13 protein-coding genes are annotated in these 15,954 nt (G+C 73.2%); 4 read left to right on the forward strand and 9 right to left on the reverse strand.

All coding sequences use genetic code 11. The annotated features are described in order from the left end of the window. Positions 1 to 158 precede the first annotated feature (158 nt). Genes ABZS51_RS14005 through ABZS51_RS14015 form a run of 3 tightly spaced genes read right to left on the reverse strand, consistent with a single transcriptional unit; the run spans position 159 to position 2,108 of the window. Positions 159 to 344 (reverse strand): Trm112 family protein, encoded by a 186-nt coding sequence (locus tag ABZS51_RS14005; RefSeq protein WP_310708180.1) that lies wholly within the window; start codon positions 342 to 344, stop codon positions 159 to 161. Beyond that, positions 341 to 1,702: a phosphomannomutase/phosphoglucomutase gene (locus tag ABZS51_RS14010; RefSeq protein WP_310708181.1), complete on the reverse strand. Its 1,362-nt coding sequence runs from the start codon at positions 1,700 to 1,702 to the stop codon at positions 341 to 343. The genes ABZS51_RS14005 and ABZS51_RS14010 overlap by 4 nt, the downstream gene beginning before the upstream one ends. Positions 1,703 to 1,742: 40 nt before the next feature. Next, positions 1,743 to 2,108, reverse strand: a complete 366-nt coding sequence (locus ABZS51_RS14015; protein WP_310708182.1) for a DUF3499 domain-containing protein — start codon at positions 2,106 to 2,108, stop codon at positions 1,743 to 1,745. A 157-nt stretch (positions 2,109 to 2,265) separates the two neighbouring features. Here ABZS51_RS14015 and ABZS51_RS14020 point away from each other — a divergent pair, with 157 nt between their 5' ends. Next, on the forward strand, positions 2,266 to 2,718 hold the full coding sequence (locus tag ABZS51_RS14020) for a metallopeptidase family protein (RefSeq protein WP_310708183.1): 453 nt from the start codon (positions 2,266 to 2,268) through the stop codon (positions 2,716 to 2,718). 67 nt (positions 2,719 to 2,785) lie between these two features. On the opposite strand, the gene ABZS51_RS14025 is transcribed toward ABZS51_RS14020, so the two are convergent. Both ABZS51_RS14025 and ABZS51_RS14030 read right to left on the reverse strand, forming a co-directional pair. Further along, on the reverse strand, positions 2,786 to 3,046 hold the full coding sequence (locus ABZS51_RS14025; RefSeq protein ID WP_049564653.1) for a WhiB family transcriptional regulator: 261 nt from the start codon (positions 3,044 to 3,046) through the stop codon (positions 2,786 to 2,788). Between the two features lie 320 nt (positions 3,047 to 3,366). Then, a complete protein-coding gene (locus ABZS51_RS14030; RefSeq protein ID WP_355439921.1) occupies positions 3,367 to 5,970 on the reverse strand; it encodes a hypothetical protein in 2,604 nt (867 codons plus the stop codon). 192 nt (positions 5,971 to 6,162) lie between these two features. Between ABZS51_RS14030 and cofD the strand changes: the two genes are divergently transcribed. The 3 genes from cofD to ABZS51_RS14045 all read left to right on the forward strand — a co-directional run bounded on the left by cofD (position 6,163) and on the right by ABZS51_RS14045 (position 9,215). After that, positions 6,163 to 7,113: a 2-phospho-L-lactate transferase gene (gene cofD, locus ABZS51_RS14035; RefSeq protein WP_355440087.1), complete on the forward strand. Its 951-nt coding sequence runs from the start codon at positions 6,163 to 6,165 to the stop codon at positions 7,111 to 7,113. Beyond that, complete coding sequence (locus ABZS51_RS14040; protein ID WP_355439924.1) at positions 7,110 to 8,393, forward strand: coenzyme F420-0:L-glutamate ligase; 1,284 nt, start codon at positions 7,110 to 7,112, stop codon at positions 8,391 to 8,393. Before cofD ends, ABZS51_RS14040 begins: the two co-directional genes overlap by 4 nt. An 87-nt stretch (positions 8,394 to 8,480) precedes the next feature. Continuing rightward, positions 8,481 to 9,215 carry a lytic polysaccharide monooxygenase gene (locus tag ABZS51_RS14045; RefSeq protein ID WP_355439927.1) on the forward strand — a complete coding sequence of 245 codons (735 nt, stop codon included), beginning with the start codon at positions 8,481 to 8,483 and terminating at the stop codon, positions 9,213 to 9,215. 112 nt (positions 9,216 to 9,327) lie between these two features. Here the strand turns inward: ABZS51_RS14045 and ABZS51_RS14050 are convergent, their stop codons facing one another. The 4 genes from ABZS51_RS14050 to ABZS51_RS14065 all read right to left on the reverse strand — a co-directional run bounded on the left by ABZS51_RS14050 (position 9,328) and on the right by ABZS51_RS14065 (position 15,949). After that, a complete protein-coding gene (locus tag ABZS51_RS14050; protein ID WP_355439930.1) occupies positions 9,328 to 10,986 on the reverse strand; it encodes a substrate-binding and VWA domain-containing protein in 1,659 nt (552 codons plus the stop codon). A gap of 165 nt (positions 10,987 to 11,151) precedes the next feature. Further along, complete coding sequence (locus ABZS51_RS14055; protein WP_355439933.1) at positions 11,152 to 13,761, reverse strand: bifunctional FO biosynthesis protein CofGH; 2,610 nt, start codon at positions 13,759 to 13,761, stop codon at positions 11,152 to 11,154. A gap of 60 nt (positions 13,762 to 13,821) precedes the next feature. Next, a complete protein-coding gene (locus tag ABZS51_RS14060; RefSeq protein ID WP_355440090.1) occupies positions 13,822 to 14,715 on the reverse strand; it encodes a DNA-3-methyladenine glycosylase 2 family protein in 894 nt (297 codons plus the stop codon). Positions 14,716 to 14,857: 142 nt separating this feature from the next. Continuing rightward, on the reverse strand, positions 14,858 to 15,949 hold the full coding sequence (locus ABZS51_RS14065) for an NDP-sugar synthase (protein WP_355439936.1): 1,092 nt from the start codon (positions 15,947 to 15,949) through the stop codon (positions 14,858 to 14,860). Positions 15,950 to 15,954 lie beyond the last annotated feature (5 nt).

Below are 15,954 nucleotides of genomic sequence, written 5' to 3' on the forward strand. Positions count from 1 at the left end.
GGGCCGGGCCTGGCCGGCCAGGCCCGGCAGGCCCGCCTCGACGGCGACGCGGTAGCCGGTGCGCACCTGGGCCGCCGACGCGGCGACCGCGAGCAGCATGCCGCCCGGGTCGGCCTCGGTGAGGTGGTGCTGGTCGTCGAGCCGCTCGGGCTCCCAGATCACGGCTTCCTGGCCTCGTCGACGAGCAACACCGGGATGTCGTCGCGGACGGGGTAGACGAGCCCGCAGCCGGTGCAGGCGAGCTCCCCGCCCTCACCGCCGGCCTCGCCCTCGACCCGCAGGGATGACTTGCACGCCGGACAGGCCAGGATCTCCAGCAGCCAGTCGTCGATCTTCACTCTCACACCCTTCTCACGATGGCGAGCACCTCGTCGGTGACCGCCTTCATCATGGTCTCGTCGGCCGCCTCGGCGTTGAGCCTGAGCAGCGGCTCGGTGTTGGACGCGCGCAGGTTGAACCACCAGCCGGAGCCGGTGACGGTCAGCCCGTCGAGCTCGTCGAACTCACCCCTGCCCGTGAATTCCTCGCGCACCCGGCGCAGCGCGGCGGCCTGGTCGCCGACCGTGCTGTTGATCTCGCCGGAGGCGTGGTAGCGGGAGTAGGACTCGACCACCTCGGACAGCGGCCGGTCCTGCTCGCCGAGCGCGGCGAGCACGTGCAGCGCGGCCAGCATGCCGGAGTCGGCGTACCAGAAGTCGCGGAAGTAGTAGTGGGCGGAGTGCTCGCCGCCGAAGACCGCGCCGGTGCGGGCCATCTCGGCCTTGATGAACGAGTGGCCCACGCGGGTGCGCACCGGCCGCCCGCCGTGCTCACGGACGATCTCGGGGACGCCGAGCGAGGTGATGAGGTTGTGGATGACCACGGAGCCGGGGTGCTTGGCCAGCTCCCGCGTGGCGACCAGCGCGGTCACCGCCGACGGGGAGACGGACTCGCCGCGCTCGTCGACGACCCAGCAGCGGTCGGCGTCGCCGTCGAAGGCCAGACCGAGGTCGGCGCCGCTGTCGACGACCGCGCGCTGCAGGTCGACCAGGTTGGCGGGCTCCAGCGGGTTGGCCTCGTGGTTGGGGAAGGAGCCGTCGAGCTCGAAGTAGAGCGGCACCGCCTCGATCGGCAGGCCGTCGAGGACGGCGGGCACCGTGTGGCCGCCCATGCCGTTGCCCGCGTCGACGGCCACCTTGAGCGGCCGGATCCCGGACAGGTCGACGAGGGTGCGCAGGTGGCCGGCGTAGCCCTGGAGGAGATCCTTCTCGATGAGCGACCCGCTCGCCCCGCCGCCGGCGAGCGCGCCGCCGGGCCTGGCGAGCAGGTCGGCGGCCCGGTCGCGGATCTCGGTCAGGCCCGTGTCGCCGCCGATCGGCACCGCGCCCGCGCGGCACATCTTCATGCCGTTGTAGCGGGCCGGGTTGTGGCTGGCGGTGAACATCACGCCGGGCAGGCCGAGGCTGCCGCTGGCGTAGTAGAGCAGGTCGGTGGACCCGAGGCCCGCGTAGACCACGTCGACGCCGCGCGATCGCGCGCCCCGCACGAACGCCATGCTCAGCGGCACGGAGGAGTCGCGCATGTCATGGGCGACCACGGCCGACCCCGCCCCGGTCACCTCCGCGAACGCCGCTCCCACGGCCTCCGCCGCCGGCTCGTCCAGCTCGTCGGGCACCACTCCGCGTACGTCGTAAGCCTTGAAGATCTTGGCGAGGTCGCCCACTCTCCAGCTCCGCCCCTAGGTCTGCTACGTCTGGACGAGCCTACCGGTCACGGTGCTGCTGGGCGGAACGAAGAACGCGCAGATGCCCGCGGCGGCCGACCTCGACGCCCTGTCCGACCGGCTCGCCACCGGCGGGCGTGGGCCGGGCGGCCTCACGGACGGCGTTGGCCAGCGCCTCAAGGTCGTCGGAGCTCGGCGAGGCGCCGTCCGTCGGCAGGCGCACCACCTCCCAGCCGCGGGGAGCGGTCAGCCGCTCGGCGTGTTCGGCGCACAGGTCGTAACAGTGTGGCTCCGCGTACGTCGCCAGAGGGCCGAGAACAGCGGTCGAGTCGGCGTATACGTACGTGAGCGTGAAGACGGCAGGCTGGCTGCAGGCGGTGCGGGAACAGCGGCGGACGGGGCTCACGGAGGGACCGTATCCGGTAAGGGGGCGGGGCGCCACTATCTGAGCGCTCTTAAAGAGCGTGTCGCCACAATTCGGACAGCTGTCGCAGCCTTTCCACCCACATGCACCGATGCCTGCCATCCTCTGCCCCCGCGCCGTGTCCCCTTAGACTTGCCGTGTGACACATGAGCCGGGCCCGAGGCGGCGCGAACGGCGGAGGGATCGGCACGGTCGCGGTCTGCGCGGACCGCTGGCGCCGTCCCACGTGCCCATCGCCCGCTCGCGCAGCGAGCGGTTCGACGACCTGGTGCTCGACGCGGTGGACCGGCTGCGCCCGCAGTGGGGCAAGCAGCTCTCGGCGGTGGAGTTCGCGGTGGAGGACGTGCCGCCGCTCAGCGAGCTGGGCGACGGTCCGGCGATGGGCGCCGAGCCGGTCCCGTTCGGCCGGGCCGAGCCGGCCAAGGGCGCCGACCCCGCGGCGATCGTGCTCTACCGGCGCCCCCTGGAGGCGCGCGCCCGCGACCGCGACACGCTCGGGGCGCTCGTCCACGACACGGTCGTGGAGCAGGTGGCCACGCTCCTCGGCCTGTCGCCGGAGACGGTCGACCCGGGCTACGACGACCGGCGCTGAGCGGGGAGAAGACGGGCAATGAGAAAGGGTCACGCGGTGTTCCGCGTGACCCTTTCGACAGATATCCCTAAACGGCCTGGCGCTTGATCCTTCTGCGCTCCCGCTCGGACAGCCCACCCCAGATGCCGAATCGCTCGTCATGCTCAAGTGCATATTCCAGGCACTCTGCACGTACTTCACACGACCGGCAGACCTTCTTGGCCTCTCGGGTGGAGCCGCCTTTCTCCGGGAAGAACGCCTCAGGATCAGTCTGCGCGCACAGGGCACGCTCCTGCCATCCGAGTTCTTCAGCGTCAAGCTGATCCTGTGCGATGACCAGATCGGTCACTGCACACCTCCCTGCCGCCCGCCCGCAATGGAGCCCCCCATGAACGCCTCCCTATTACCCACCCACGGAGAGGCGTAACAACATGGTTGTAATTACACGCGGGTGCTGTGCGTGACGTCAAGCGGCATGCCGGTATCCGGGGAAAGGCCAGCTCTCGCCCCGGTGTGCATGGCATGTGATGTTCGTACCTGACCTATCACCACGGGTTCCATGGCGTTGGCCTGGCGTGTTCAACGCTGTCAGCGGTCGGAACCGTACCAGGGCGGTATAGAGCCCCGCCCGTGGCCCACCTACTCTCTGGCCTTTGCTTTGCCGCTTTCTTACCTGCGTGGCTCGTTGGGCGTGTAGATCGCCGTGGGGTCGATCGGGTCGTCGCCGTCGCGCGGCTGGTCGGCGCCGCCGGGCGCGTAGTGCTGGTGCTGGTCGAGCCGCACCGTCGACTCCGGGCTCGCCTGCTCCCAGCCCTGCGCGGAGGGCTGCTGCTGGTAGGGCTGCGGCTCGTAGTGCGACGGCTGGGGCTCGTAGCCCTGCGGGGCGGGCTGCCCGTACCCCTGCTGCGGGCCGGCGTGGTGCGCGCCGGTCTGCTGCTGGGGCTGTTGCGGCTGCTGCGGGTGGCCGAACAGGTCGTCGTACGGCTGCTGGCCGGGCTGCTGCCCTGAGTGCTGACCCGGGTGCTGGCCGGTGGGCCGGCCCGGCTGCTGGCCCGTGTGCTGGTACGTCTCGGCCTGCTGGTAGGCGTCGAGGAGTTGCTGGGAGCGCGGGTCCACGGGCGGGTCGGGCTCCTGGTAGGCGGGCTGGGCCGCGTACTCGTGGCCGGAGTAGCCGGTGAACGGCTGGCCGCCCTGCTGCTCGTACGCCGGGCGCTGCTCCTGGCCCGCCGGGGGGTACGGCACGCTCGGGGAGGTCTCGCCGGCGGCGTAGACGGGGTCGGCGGGGGCGTTGAAGGCGTTCGGCTGCTGGACCGGGGCCTGCGGCTGAGCCTGGGACGGGGCCTGGGGCTGGTACGCGGCGCCGGTGTCGTGGGCCGGGGGGTACGGGGCGGCGGGCTGGACGCCGCTCGGGGGCTGCGCGCCGTAGGACCCGTACGGGGTGCCGGCCTGCGGGTCCGTGGCGTAGGGGTTCGCCTGGGAGTCGGGGGCCGGGGCGTAGGCGTTGGGCTGCGAGTGGGCGGGGGTGTAGCCGCCGGGCCGGGAGTCGGCCGGCGAGTAGCCGCCCGGCTGGGAGTCCGCGGAGGTGTAGCCGCCGGGCTGGGAGTCGGCCGGCGGGTACGGGGTGAGCGGGGTGTCCAGGGTCGGGTACGTGCCGGGGCCGGAGTCGGCCGTGGAGTAGACGTCCGGCGAGGAGTCCAGGGACGAGTAGGGACTCGACTGGCCGTAGGCGCCGGGGTGGCTGTCGGCCGGGACGTACGGGGCCGGCTGGTACTCGGACGGCTGCTGGTGACCGCCGGGCGCGGTGTCGGCCGGGGTGTACGAGAACGGGGCCTGCCCCGGCTGGCCGTGGGTCTGCTGGCCGGACTGCGGCGGGAACGCCTGGGTGGGGCTGGTCTGGCCGAAGCCCTCCTGCTCGGCCGCCTGGCCGTAGGGCGCCTGCTGCCCGCTCTGGCCCGCCTGCCCGTAGAGGGGCTGGTCCTGGCCGTACGCGGGCTGCTGGTCCTGGCCGTACGCGGGCTGCTGGTCGGGCTGGCCGAGCGGGGCCTGCTGCCCGTGCCGGCTTCCGAACGCGGCGGGCTGCTCCGGCTGACCGTAGAGGGGCAGCTGCTCCGTCTGGTTGGCGAAGGGAGCCTGGTGGTCCGGCTGAGCGCCGTAGGAGGGCTGCTGGTCCGGCCGGCTCCCGAACGGCGACTGCTGGTCCGCCTGACCCGGGAACGGAGGCTGCTGGTCGGAGGGGCCGTAGCCCGGCCGGCCGTGCGGCGGCTGCTGGGCGTCGCCCTGGCCGTAGGGCCCGCCCGGCTGGGCGTACGGCTGCTGCTGGTCGCCATGCGCGTACGCGGGCTGCTGGTCCTGGCCGGCCTGACCGTAGGCGGGCTGCTGGTCGCTCTGGCCGTGGGCGGGCTGCTGGTCCGGCTGGGAGAAGCGCTCGTCCTGCTGGGGGTAGCCCGGGTCCGGCTGGGAGAAGCCCGGGTCGGGCTGGGGGAAGCCCGGCTCGGGGTGGCCGTGCGGCGGGGTGTCCTGGCCGGCGTCGGCCCGGCTGTCGCCCGGCGCGGCGGGGAGCGCGGCCCGGGGCTGCGGAGCGTGCTGCTGCGGCGGCTGCTGGTAGGGGTCCTGCGGGCCGTAGGGGGCGCCGTCGCCGGGGCCGCCGAAGTCCTGCTGCTGCCCGTAGCCGGGCTGGTGCCCGTAGTCGGGCTGCCGGCCGTACGGGCCGGGCCCCTGGCCGGGCCGTCCCTGATGGTCGTACCCGGGACCGAACGCGTCCGAGCCCCTGCCGTGCGCGGCGTTGCCGTACGACTGCGGCGCGAAGCCGGGCCCCCCGCCCTGGCCGCCCGAGGTCGCGGCCAGCGCCTGCGGGAGCAGGTAGACCAGCGCGATGGCCGTCAGGCCGAGCAGCGGCAGGCCGGAGAGCAGGAACTCCACCGTCGAGCGGGGCCCGTTGCCCGAGAGCAGGCCCAGCAGCAGCGCCAGCGCGCCGAACAGAGTCGCGAGGCCGAGCGCGCCCGCCGCGCCGAGCGTGACGAACCGGGCCTTGGGCGACGGCGGCCCGAACCGGGTGACCAGCAGCACGGAGCCGATGAGCAGGGCCGCGGTGACGGGGCTGGTGAGGCTGGAGAAGTGCGTGAAGGCGCGGTCCATCAGGGACGAGCCGCCGCCGTACGCCGTCGTCGTGCCGATCAGCAGCCTGCCGATGGACAGCAGGACGTTGATCGCGCCCGCGGCCAGCATCAGCCAGGCGGCCGGCTCTCTCAGCCGAGCTGCGTCAAGTTTGCTCACAACTACTCCCATCGGACCCTTTAGCCCGAAGGGAGTTTGCCACATGACCGCCATGGATGACGGGAGTCCCGGCAACCACTTATCCCTCAAAAGCCCCAGATGGCCTTCTATGACGTGATTTTCGGAGGATTGCGGATCGGCAACGCCCAGCCCGGCTCGGGCGTGTCACAGGCCGGTGGAAGACTGGTCCGCATGCACATCGTGTCCCTCGCCGGCGGCATCGGCGGCGCGCGCTTCCTGCGCGGACTGCGCGAGACCGCGCCCGACGCCCGGATCACCGTGATCGGCAACACAGGCGACGACATCACCCTCTTCGGCCTGCGGGTCTGCCCCGACCTCGACACGGTCATGTACACCCTCGGCGGCGGCATCGACGAGGAGCAGGGCTGGGGCCGGGCCGAGGAGACCCACGTCGTCAAGGAGGAGCTGGCCGCGTACGGCGTCGAGCCGCAGTGGTTCGGGCTGGGCGACCGCGACTTCGCCACCCACATCGTCCGCTCCCAGATGCTGGAGGCCGGCTATCCGCTCTCCCAGATCACGCGGGCGCTGTGCGCGCGCTGGCAGCCGGGTGTGGAGCTGCTGCCGATGAGCGACGACCGCTGCGAGACGCACGTCGTCGTCACCGACGAGCGCGGCCGGCGCGCCGTCCACTTCCAGGAGTGGTGGGTACGGCTGCGCGCCTCGGTGCCGGCCGAGTCGATCGCGCTGGTCGGCGTCGACAGCGCCAAGCCGGCCCCCGGCGTGCTGGAGGCGATCGAGGAGGCCGACGTGGTGATCCTGCCGCCGTCGAACCCGGTGGTCAGCATCGGCACGATCCTCCAGGTGCCTGGCATCCGCGAGGCGTTGCTGCCCAAGACCGTCGTGGGCGTCTCCCCCATCATCGGCGGCGCCCCCGTGCGGGGCATGGCCGACGCCTGTCTCACGGCGATCGGCGTCGAGACGTCGGCTCAGGCGGTGCTCGACCTGTACGGCCCGGAGCTCGTCGACGGCTGGCTGGTGGCGCCGGAGGACTCCGGCGTCCGGCTCGACGGCGTGCGCGTGGTGGCCGGGCCCATCCTCATGCGCGACCCCGCCACCGGGGCCGACGTGGCGGCCGACATCGCCCGCGCCGCGCTCGACCTGGCCCTGGAGCTGGCCCGATGAGCGCCGGACGGGTCGAGGTCATCCCGGTCACCGGCCTCGGCGAGGTCCGGCCGGGCGACGACCTCGCGCTCCTCCTGCGGGACGCCGGTCTGCGCGACGGCGACATCGTCGTCATCACCTCCAAGATCGTCAGCAAGGCGGAGGGCCGGGTGCGGCGGGCGCCCGACCGCACGGCCGCCATCGAGGAGGAGACGGTCCGGGTCGTCGCCAGACGCGGCGACACCGTGATCTCCCAGACCCGCCATGGGTTCGTGATGGCCGCGGCCGGCGTCGACGCCTCCAACACCGAGCCGGGCACCGTCCTGCTCCTGCCCGAGGACTCCGACGTTTCCGCCCGCCGCGTCCGGGCCGGGCTCGCCGCGCTGCTCGGGGTGCGGACCGGGGTGATCGTCTCCGACACGTTCGGCCGTCCCTGGCGCAACGGGCTGACCGACGTGGCCATCGGCGCGGCCGGGGTCCTCCCGCTGGAGGACTTCCGCGGCGGGACCGACACCCACGGCAATCCGCTGAACGCGACTGTCACCGCGCTCGCCGACGAGATCGCCGCGGCCGCCGAGCTGGTCAAGGGCAAGCTGGCGGGTGTTCCCGTCGCCCTGGTGCGCGGCCTCGCGCACCTGGTCACGGACGAGGACGGACCGGGCGTCCGCCCGCTGATCCGGCCGGCCGACGACGACCTGTTCCGGTACGGGTCGCGGGACGTGGTGTTCGCCCGCCGGACGATCCGCGCGTTCTCAGACGAGGCCGTGGACCCGGAGGCGGTGCGGCGGGCGGTCGGTGCGGGCATCGCCGCCCCGGCTCCGCACCACACGACGCCGTGGCGGTTCGTGCTGGTGGAGTCGGCCGCGACGCGGCTGAAGCTGCTCGACGCCATGCGTGAGGCGTGGATCGCCGACCTGCGCGGCGACGGCTTCGGCGAGGAGTCGATCGCCAAGCGGGTCAGGCGCGGCGACGTGCTGCGCGACGCGCCGTACCTCGTGGTGCCGTGCCTGGTGATGGAGGGCTCCCACACCTACCGCGACGACCGGCGCAACGCCTCGGAGCGGGAGATGTTCGTGGTCGCGATGGGCGCGGGGGTGGAGAACCTCCTCATCCAGCTGGCGGTCGAGGGGCTGGGGTCGGCGTGGGTGTCGTCCACGATGTTCTGCCGTCCCGTGGTGCGCGAGGTGCTGGACCTGCCGGACTCGTGGGACCCGATGGGGTGCGTGGCCGTGGGCCACGCCGCCGCCCCGCCCCGTGACCGCGCCCCCCGCGATCCGGCCGACTTCATCGTGACCCGCTGAGGTCTGACAGGGGATGTCAGCGGCCATTTACCGATAGGAAAGTTTCCTTTACATTTGGGGCAACCCCCCACGTAAAGGAGCACTTTCATGCGAAGGACGCTCACGTTACTGGCCGTGGCGGTGATCACGATCGCCGCCACGGTGTTCGTGGCCGAGCCCGCCCTGGCCCACGGGTACGTCAACTCGCCACCGAGCCGCCAGGCGTTCTGCGCCCGCGGTCAGGTGCCGAACTGCGGCGACATCGTCTACGAGCCGCAGAGCGTCGAAGGCCCCAAGGGCCTGCGCAACTGCCACGCCAACGTCGCCCGCTTCGCCCAGCTCAGCGACGAGAGCAAGCCGTGGCCCGCCACCTCCGTCGGCACCAGCGTGACGTTCAACTGGACGTTCACCGCCCGGCACGCCACCAGCACGTACGAGTACTACATCGGCAACACCAGGGTGGCGGTCTTCAACGGCAACGGGCAGCAGCCGCCCGCGACGGTCTCCCACACGGTGAACTTCTCGGGCTGGTCCGGCCGGCAGAGGGTCCTGGCGATCTGGAACATCTCCGACACCGCCAACGCCTTCTACTCCTGCATCGACCTGCAGATCGGCGGCGGTGGCGGCAACCCGACGCCCACGCCCACACCCACGCCGACCGTCACGCCGACCCCCACCCCGCCGCCGACCTCGAACCCCGGCGGCACGTGGAAGGCCGGCACCGCCTACTCCGTGGGCGCCGTGGTGACCTACGGCGGCGCCTCCTACCGGTGCCTCCAGGCCCACACCGCGATCGCCGGGTGGGAGCCGCCCAACGTCCCGGCGCTCTGGCAGCGCGTCTGATCCAGCGGCCCCTCCCATGACGAGGCGCCGCCCCGCACGCGGGGCGGCGCCTTCCTCACGAACGGCCCGACATGTACGCCCCCTCCGGAACGACTCGGCAGGAACGGCCCGGTCAGGGCGTCGGCTTGCAGGTGGGGTGGCACAGGCGGCGGGCCAGGGCGGCGAGGAAGACGTCGATGATCTCTCCTGGCTGCTGCGCCACGTGCAGGGAGCCGTTCGTCGCGGCCGTGATCCGGCCCAGGCTGTCGCGGTCCGCGCCCGCCCCGAACGCGATGATGACGATCTGCACCGGCTTGTCCGGCCGCCACTCGTCGTGCAGCTCGTCCACCAGGCCCTGGAGCGACGTGCCGTGCCCGTCGTCCTTGCCGGAGGTGATCACGAGGAGCGTGTTGTTCATCTCCTCGCGGTACTCCCCGGTCAGCGTGCGGAAGCCGCCGAGGATCGCGTCGTAGAGCGAGCTGTCACGGTCGGGGTGCGCGGTGATGGTGCTGGTCAGCTCGTCGAGGACGCTGCGCCGGATCACCTGGCCGGTGTCGGGCCGGGTGATCGGCCCGAGCCCCACCCGCTCCTGGTACCCCTTGGGCCCGCCCAGCCCGTCGGCGAACTCCCACATGCCCATGTGCGTGGAGTCGGGGAACAGCCGCAGCCCGATCTTGGCGGCCTGGAGGGCGATGGCGACCCGGGTGGTGCCCTTCACCCGCTCGGCCATGTGCCGGGAGGTGTCGGCCAGCACCAGGATGTTGGTCGGCGGGGCGAGCCTGCTCCACGCCTGGAGCGCGTCGTCGATGTCCTCGGGCGACACCGAGGGACGCGCCACCGGCGTCTCCGCCGGCAGTTGCGGCCCCGGCGAGACCGGGCCCCGGGCGCCGTCGCCCGACCAGAACCCGGCCCGCCGCACGAGGTCCTGCGCCTCCTCGCCGCGCAGCCAGTCGGCGAAGGCCCGCGACGCCTCCGCCACGTCCGGGTCGGTGGCGGTCACGACGTACGGGTAATCGAGGATGATCGTGCCCTCGCGCGGGCGCAGCGCGACGACCGGGTCCGGCGAGGGCTGCTGGTTGTGGCTCCACACCGACTGCTCGGGCACGATGACGACCGGCCGCTTCCAGAACGAGCGGTCGTCCACGGCGGCCATCATCGTGCGGTAGTCGGGCGCGGAGCCGGCCTGCGCCCAGCGCACGAACGCCGTGAGCGCCTTGTCCGCCTCCGGGCCGGTGCCGACGACGTCGCGGGCCGCGGCGACGGTGGCGATGCCCGCGCCGGCCAGGGACGGATCGGGCACGCGGACGACGTCGGGCTCCTGGTCGGTCGGCAGCAGCCGCCCCCGCACGGTCGCGGGGAAGACCATGCGCCAGTTCATCTGCGTGCCGCCGACGGAGAACGTCCGCGCGAGCGAGGACCTGGTGGCGAACACCAGCGGCGAGGTCGCCACCACGCTCTCCCCGGCGGGCAGCGCGCTCGCGCCCTGCTTGCGGGCCAGCCGGATCCAGGCGGAGGAGTCGGCGATCCAGCCGTCCGGCCGCTGGCGCAGCACGCCCGCCCTGTCGCCGATCAGCGTGCGCAGCACCGTGGCCGGCGGCTGCTCGGTGACCTGGACGAGCACGCAGCGGCCGCCCGAGGAGGTCCTGGTCTCGTTGAAGCGGGAGGCCGCCCGCATCGCCACGGGGGCCACGTCGACCGCCGCCGCGACATTGACCAGAACAGGCTCTCGCGTAGCGCACAGCGCCCCGCCCCCGCCGAAGAGCACCACGAGGGTGCCCGCGACCAGAGCCACGGCGGTGATCCCGGCCAGCGAACCTCGCTGGAGTGCCTTCCTCCGCCGCAGCTCAGCGCTTAACGCGGCGCGGTGTCGACCCAACCGCACGGTGAACCTCTCTCCAGGGGAGTGACGATTCTCCCAGCGCCTCCGGGGCGAGACGCAAGTGCAATCTAGAACATGTTATATCTCCACCGTCGGCAAGACCCTTCGCACGCTCTGGCAGACGCCGTCGCTCGCCGCCGAGGCGGCCAGGCGCTCCTCGCCCGGCCGGCCGTACTCGGTGGTGCGCTGCCGGACCGGCCGCCCGGTGGCGCCCGCCATCGCGCGCAGCTCGCTGATGGTCTTGTACGAGCCGTTCTCCGACCCGGCCATGCGGCTGATCGTCTCCTCCATGAGGGTGCCGCCGAGGTCGTTCACGCCGCCGTCGAGCACCTGGCGGCACAGGTCGTCGCCGAGCTTGACCCACGAGCACTGGATGTTGGAGATGGCGCCGTGCAGCAGAATTCTGGCCAGCGCGTGGACGGCGCGGTTCTCCTGCGCGGTGGGACCGGGCCGGGCGATCCCGGCCAGGTAGATGGGCGCGCTGGTGTGCACGAACGGCAGCAGCACGAACTCCGAGAAGCCGCCGGTCTCCTCCTGCAGCCGCCTGATCAGCTTGATGTGCCTGACCCAGTGCCGGTGGGTGTCCACGTGGCCGTACATCATCGTGGAGGTCGTCGGGAGGCCCACCCGGTGGGCCGTGGTCACCACGTCGATCCACTCGGCGGTGGGCAGCTTGCCCTTGGTGAGCACCCAGCGGACGTCGTCGTCGAGGATCTCGGCGGCGGTCCCGGGCAGCGAGTTCACCCCGGCCTCCTTGGCGGCGTGCAACCACTCCTCGATCGACAGGTCGGCCCGGCTGGCGCCGTTGACCACCTCCATGGGGGAGAACGCGTGGACGTGCATGTCCGGCGTCCGCTCCTTGACCGCCCTGGCGATGTCGAAGTACGCCGTGCCGGGCATGTCGGGGTGGATGCCGCCCTGCATGCACACCTCGGTGGCGCCCGCCAGCCACGCCTCCTCCGCCCGGTCGGCGACCTGGGCAAGGCTCAGGGTGTACGCGTCGGCGTCGGTGCGGCGCTGGGCGAACGCGCAGAAGCGGCAGCCGGTGTAGCAGACGTTGGTGAAGTTGATGTTCCTGTTGACGACGTACGTGACGTCGTCGCCGGCGCTCCGGCGGCGCAGGTCGTCGGCGATGGCGGCCAGCTCGTCCAGGGCCGGTCCGTCGGCCGACAGCAGCGCCACGGCCTCGTCCTCGCTCAGCCCGGCCGGGTCGCGCTCGGCCTGCCGCAGCGCCTGCCGGAGGCCGGCGGGCGTGCCGCCGCCGGAACCGGCCCCGGTTCCGGCCCCGGCCGTCGCCGCGGGTCCGGTCGCGGCGTCCGGGTCCAGGCGGTCGCGCAGGGCGTCCCAGTCCCCGTAGACGTGGTCGAAGTCGTCGCGCCGGTCGTGGGTGCGGCCCGTGGTGTCCACCTCGACGTGCAGGTCCACCCGGCCCGAGGCGGTGAAGCCGCCGTCCGGCTCCTGCCACGGCAGTCCGCGCGGCGTCACGTCCTCGCGGGCCAGGCCCGTCTCCGGGTCCGCCAGCGCCTGGACGTGGGCGAACAGGCGGGGGTCCAGCCACGGCTCCCCCGCCAGCACGTACTCGGGATAGATGGTCAGCCGCTCGCGCAGCCGGAAGCCGGCCTCGGCCGTGCGGTCCGCGAGCGCGTCGATCTGCGGCCACGGCCGCTCCGGGTTGACGTGGTCGGGGGTCAGCGGCGACACGCCGCCCCAGTCGTCGATGCCGGCGCGGATCATCAGCTCGTACTCGGCGTCGACCAGGTTCGGCGGCGCCTGGACGCGCATGCGCGGCCCGAGCACCAGCCGCGTGACCGCGATCGTGGCGGCCAGCTCCTCCAGGTCGGCGTCCGGCATGCCGCGCATCGCCGTGTCCGGCTTGGCGCGGAAGTTCTGCACGATGACCTCCTGGACGCCGCCGTACTCGCGCGCCACCCGCCGGATCGCGAAGATCGACTCGGCCCGGTCCTCGACGGTCTCACCGATGCCGATGAGGATGCCCGTGGTGAACGGCACGTTGGAGCGGCCGGCGTCCTCCAGCACGCGCAGCCGCACGGCCGGGTCCTTGTCGGGCGAGCCGTAGTGGGCCTGCCCCTTCTCCTCGAACAGGCGGCGCGAGGTGGTCTCCAGCATCATGCCCATGGACGGGGCCACCGGCTTGAGCCGCTGGAGGTCGCGCCAGCCGAGCACGCCGGGGTTGAGGTGCGGGAGCAGCCCGGTCTCCTCCAGGACGAGGACGGCCATGGCCCGCACGTACGACAGCGTGTCGTCGTAACCGTGCGCGTCCAGCCACTCCCGCGCCTGCCGCCAGCGATCCTCGGGCCGGTCGCCCAGGGTGAACAGCGCTTCCTTGCACCCCATCGCCGCGCCCTGCCGGGCGATCTCCAGCACCTCGTCGGGGCTGAGGAAGGCCGACGGCACCTTGTGCGGCGCGGTCGCGAACGTGCAATACCCACATTTGTCGCGGCAGAGCCTGGTCAACGGGATGAATACCTTGCGGCTGTAGGTGATCACGCCTGGCCTGCCCACCGCCGCGAGCCCGGCGTCCCGTACCCGGGAGGCGTGCTCCAGCAGCGTGTTCAGGTGGTCGCCGCGCGCGTGCAGCAGCACGGCGGCCTCGGTGACGTCGAGGGCCTTGCCGTCACGGGCGCGGGCGAGCGCGCGACGGAGCGCGCTGTCATTGACGAGACTCATACGAGGCACACTACGTCGGCCTGAGTTCGCGGCCCGCACCCAGGGGCATGTACGCGCAGGTCAGAAGGACCGGTAGTCGCGGGCGGGCATCCTGGGGCCGCGCGCGGGCGGGCGCAGGCCCGTGAGCATGACGAGGACCGCGGCCCGGTGCCGGTGGCCGGCGTACGGCTCCAGCAGGCGCAGCATCCCGGGGTCGTCGGTCTTCTCGCCCGTCAGCGCGTAGCCGACGAGCTTGGCCAGGTGGAAGTCGCCCACGCTGACCGCGTCGGGGTCGCCGAGGACGCGCTGGCGCACCTCCGCCGACGTCCACACGCCGATCCCGGGCAGCGCCCGCAGCAGCCGGTCCAGCTCCTCGGTGGTGGCGGCGGCCTCCAGCTTGGCGGCGTGCCAGGCGGCCGTGGCGATGGTCCGGGCGCGTACGGCCTCGGCCCCCGCGCGGTGCCAGTGCCACGACGGGATCTGCCGCCACACCTCGGCCTCGGGCACGACCCGCATGCCCTCGGGGGCGGGGCCGGGCGCGGGCTCGCCGTAGCGGTGCAGCAGCCATCGCCAGGCCCGCCACGCCTCGCGGCCGACGACCTTCTGCTCCAGGACGGCCGGCACCAGGGCCTCCATGACGCGGCCGGTGCGCCCGATGCGCAGCCCGGCGTGCCGGCGGGCGGCCTCGGCCAGCACCTCGTGCCGGGCCGCGAACCCGGACGCGTCGTCGTCGGCCCCGAGCCAGGCCGGGAGCATCTCCAGCAGCCATCCGGCGCCGGGGCCCCAGGCCCGGCCGAGCACGACGCCGTCGGCGGCACTCATCCGCAGGGTGCCGGGGCCGTCGGGGGTCCTGGAGGTGCGCCACACGGCCCCGTCGGGGGTGCGCCGCCAGGCGGGGTCTCCGGAGCCGCGCCGGTGCGGGGCCAGCGCCAGCCCCACGTCCAGCGGCCCACCGGGCTCCCACCTGCGCTCCATCACCAGTCCAGTGTGCCGCGCCGCGACACGCGCCCGCGCCCGGGGCGCCGGTGGGCGGCCGGTCGGACGCCGGTGGAGCAACGGGGGGTCGGGCGCCGGAGGAGCGGCGGCGAGGTCGGGCGCCGGAGGAGCGGCGGCGAGGTCAGACGTCGGTGGAGTAGCGGACGGCGCGCTCGGGGAGCTCGACGCCCGGCCACACGCGCACGCCGTGCTGGAGCTCGTTGCCCGCGCCGACCACGGCCCCGTCGCCGATCACCGCGTCACGCACCACGGCGCCCGCGCACACCCGGGCGCCCTGCCCGACGGCGGAGTCGACCACCGTCGCGCCGGAGTGCACCACGCAGCCGTCGCTGAGCACGCTGCCCGACACCACCGCACCGGCCTCGACGACCGTGCCGGCGCCGATCGCGGAGCCGCCGTTGACCTTGGCCTCCGGCGAGACGCGGGCGCCGGCGAGGGCGAGGTACTCGCCGGGCGGGCCCGGCAGCGCGGGCGAGGCCAGGCGGCCGAGCACCAGGTCACGAGAGCCCCGCACGAACGCGGCCGGGGTGCCGACGTCGAGCCAGTAGGTGCGGTCGGCGTAGCCGAGGACCAGCTCACCCGACTCGATGAGCCCGGGGAACGTCTCGCGCTCGACGGAGACGACCTCGTCGCGCGGTATCCGGTCGATGACCGAGCGGGTGAAGACGTAGCAGCCGGCGTTGATCCGGTTGGTGACGGGATTGGGGGTCTTCTCCAGGAACGCGGTGACCCGTCCATCGTCGTCGGTGGGGACGCAGCCGAACCGGGTCGGGTCGTCCACCTCCGTCAGATGGAGCGTTACAGAGGCGCCCCTGGAGGTGTGGGTGCGCACCTGGTCGCCGATGTCGTGGCCGGACAGGATGTCGCCGTTGAGCACCAGCACGGGATCGGAGGGGCCGCTGGTGAGGGCCTCGGCGGCGTTGCGGATGGCGCCGCCCGTGCCGAGCGGCGTCTCCTCCGTCATGTACTCCAGGGAGAGCCCGAAGGCCGAGCCGTCGCCGAAGGCGGGCTCGAACATCGACGCCTTGTAGGAGGTCGCGAAGACGATCCGGCGTACTCCGAACGAGCGGGCGCGGGCGAGCTGGTGCGCCAGGAAAGGCACGCCGGCGGTCGGCAGCAACGGCTTGGGCGTGCCGAGTGTCAGCGGACGCAGGCGCGTGCCCTGGCCGCCGACCAGGAGGATCGCCTCGAGGTCTGGCAAAGAGCTCTCCATCACTC

The organism is Nonomuraea sp. NPDC005501 (genome assembly GCF_040605905.1).
Classification (GTDB): Bacteria; Actinomycetota; Actinomycetes; order Streptosporangiales; family Streptosporangiaceae; genus Nonomuraea.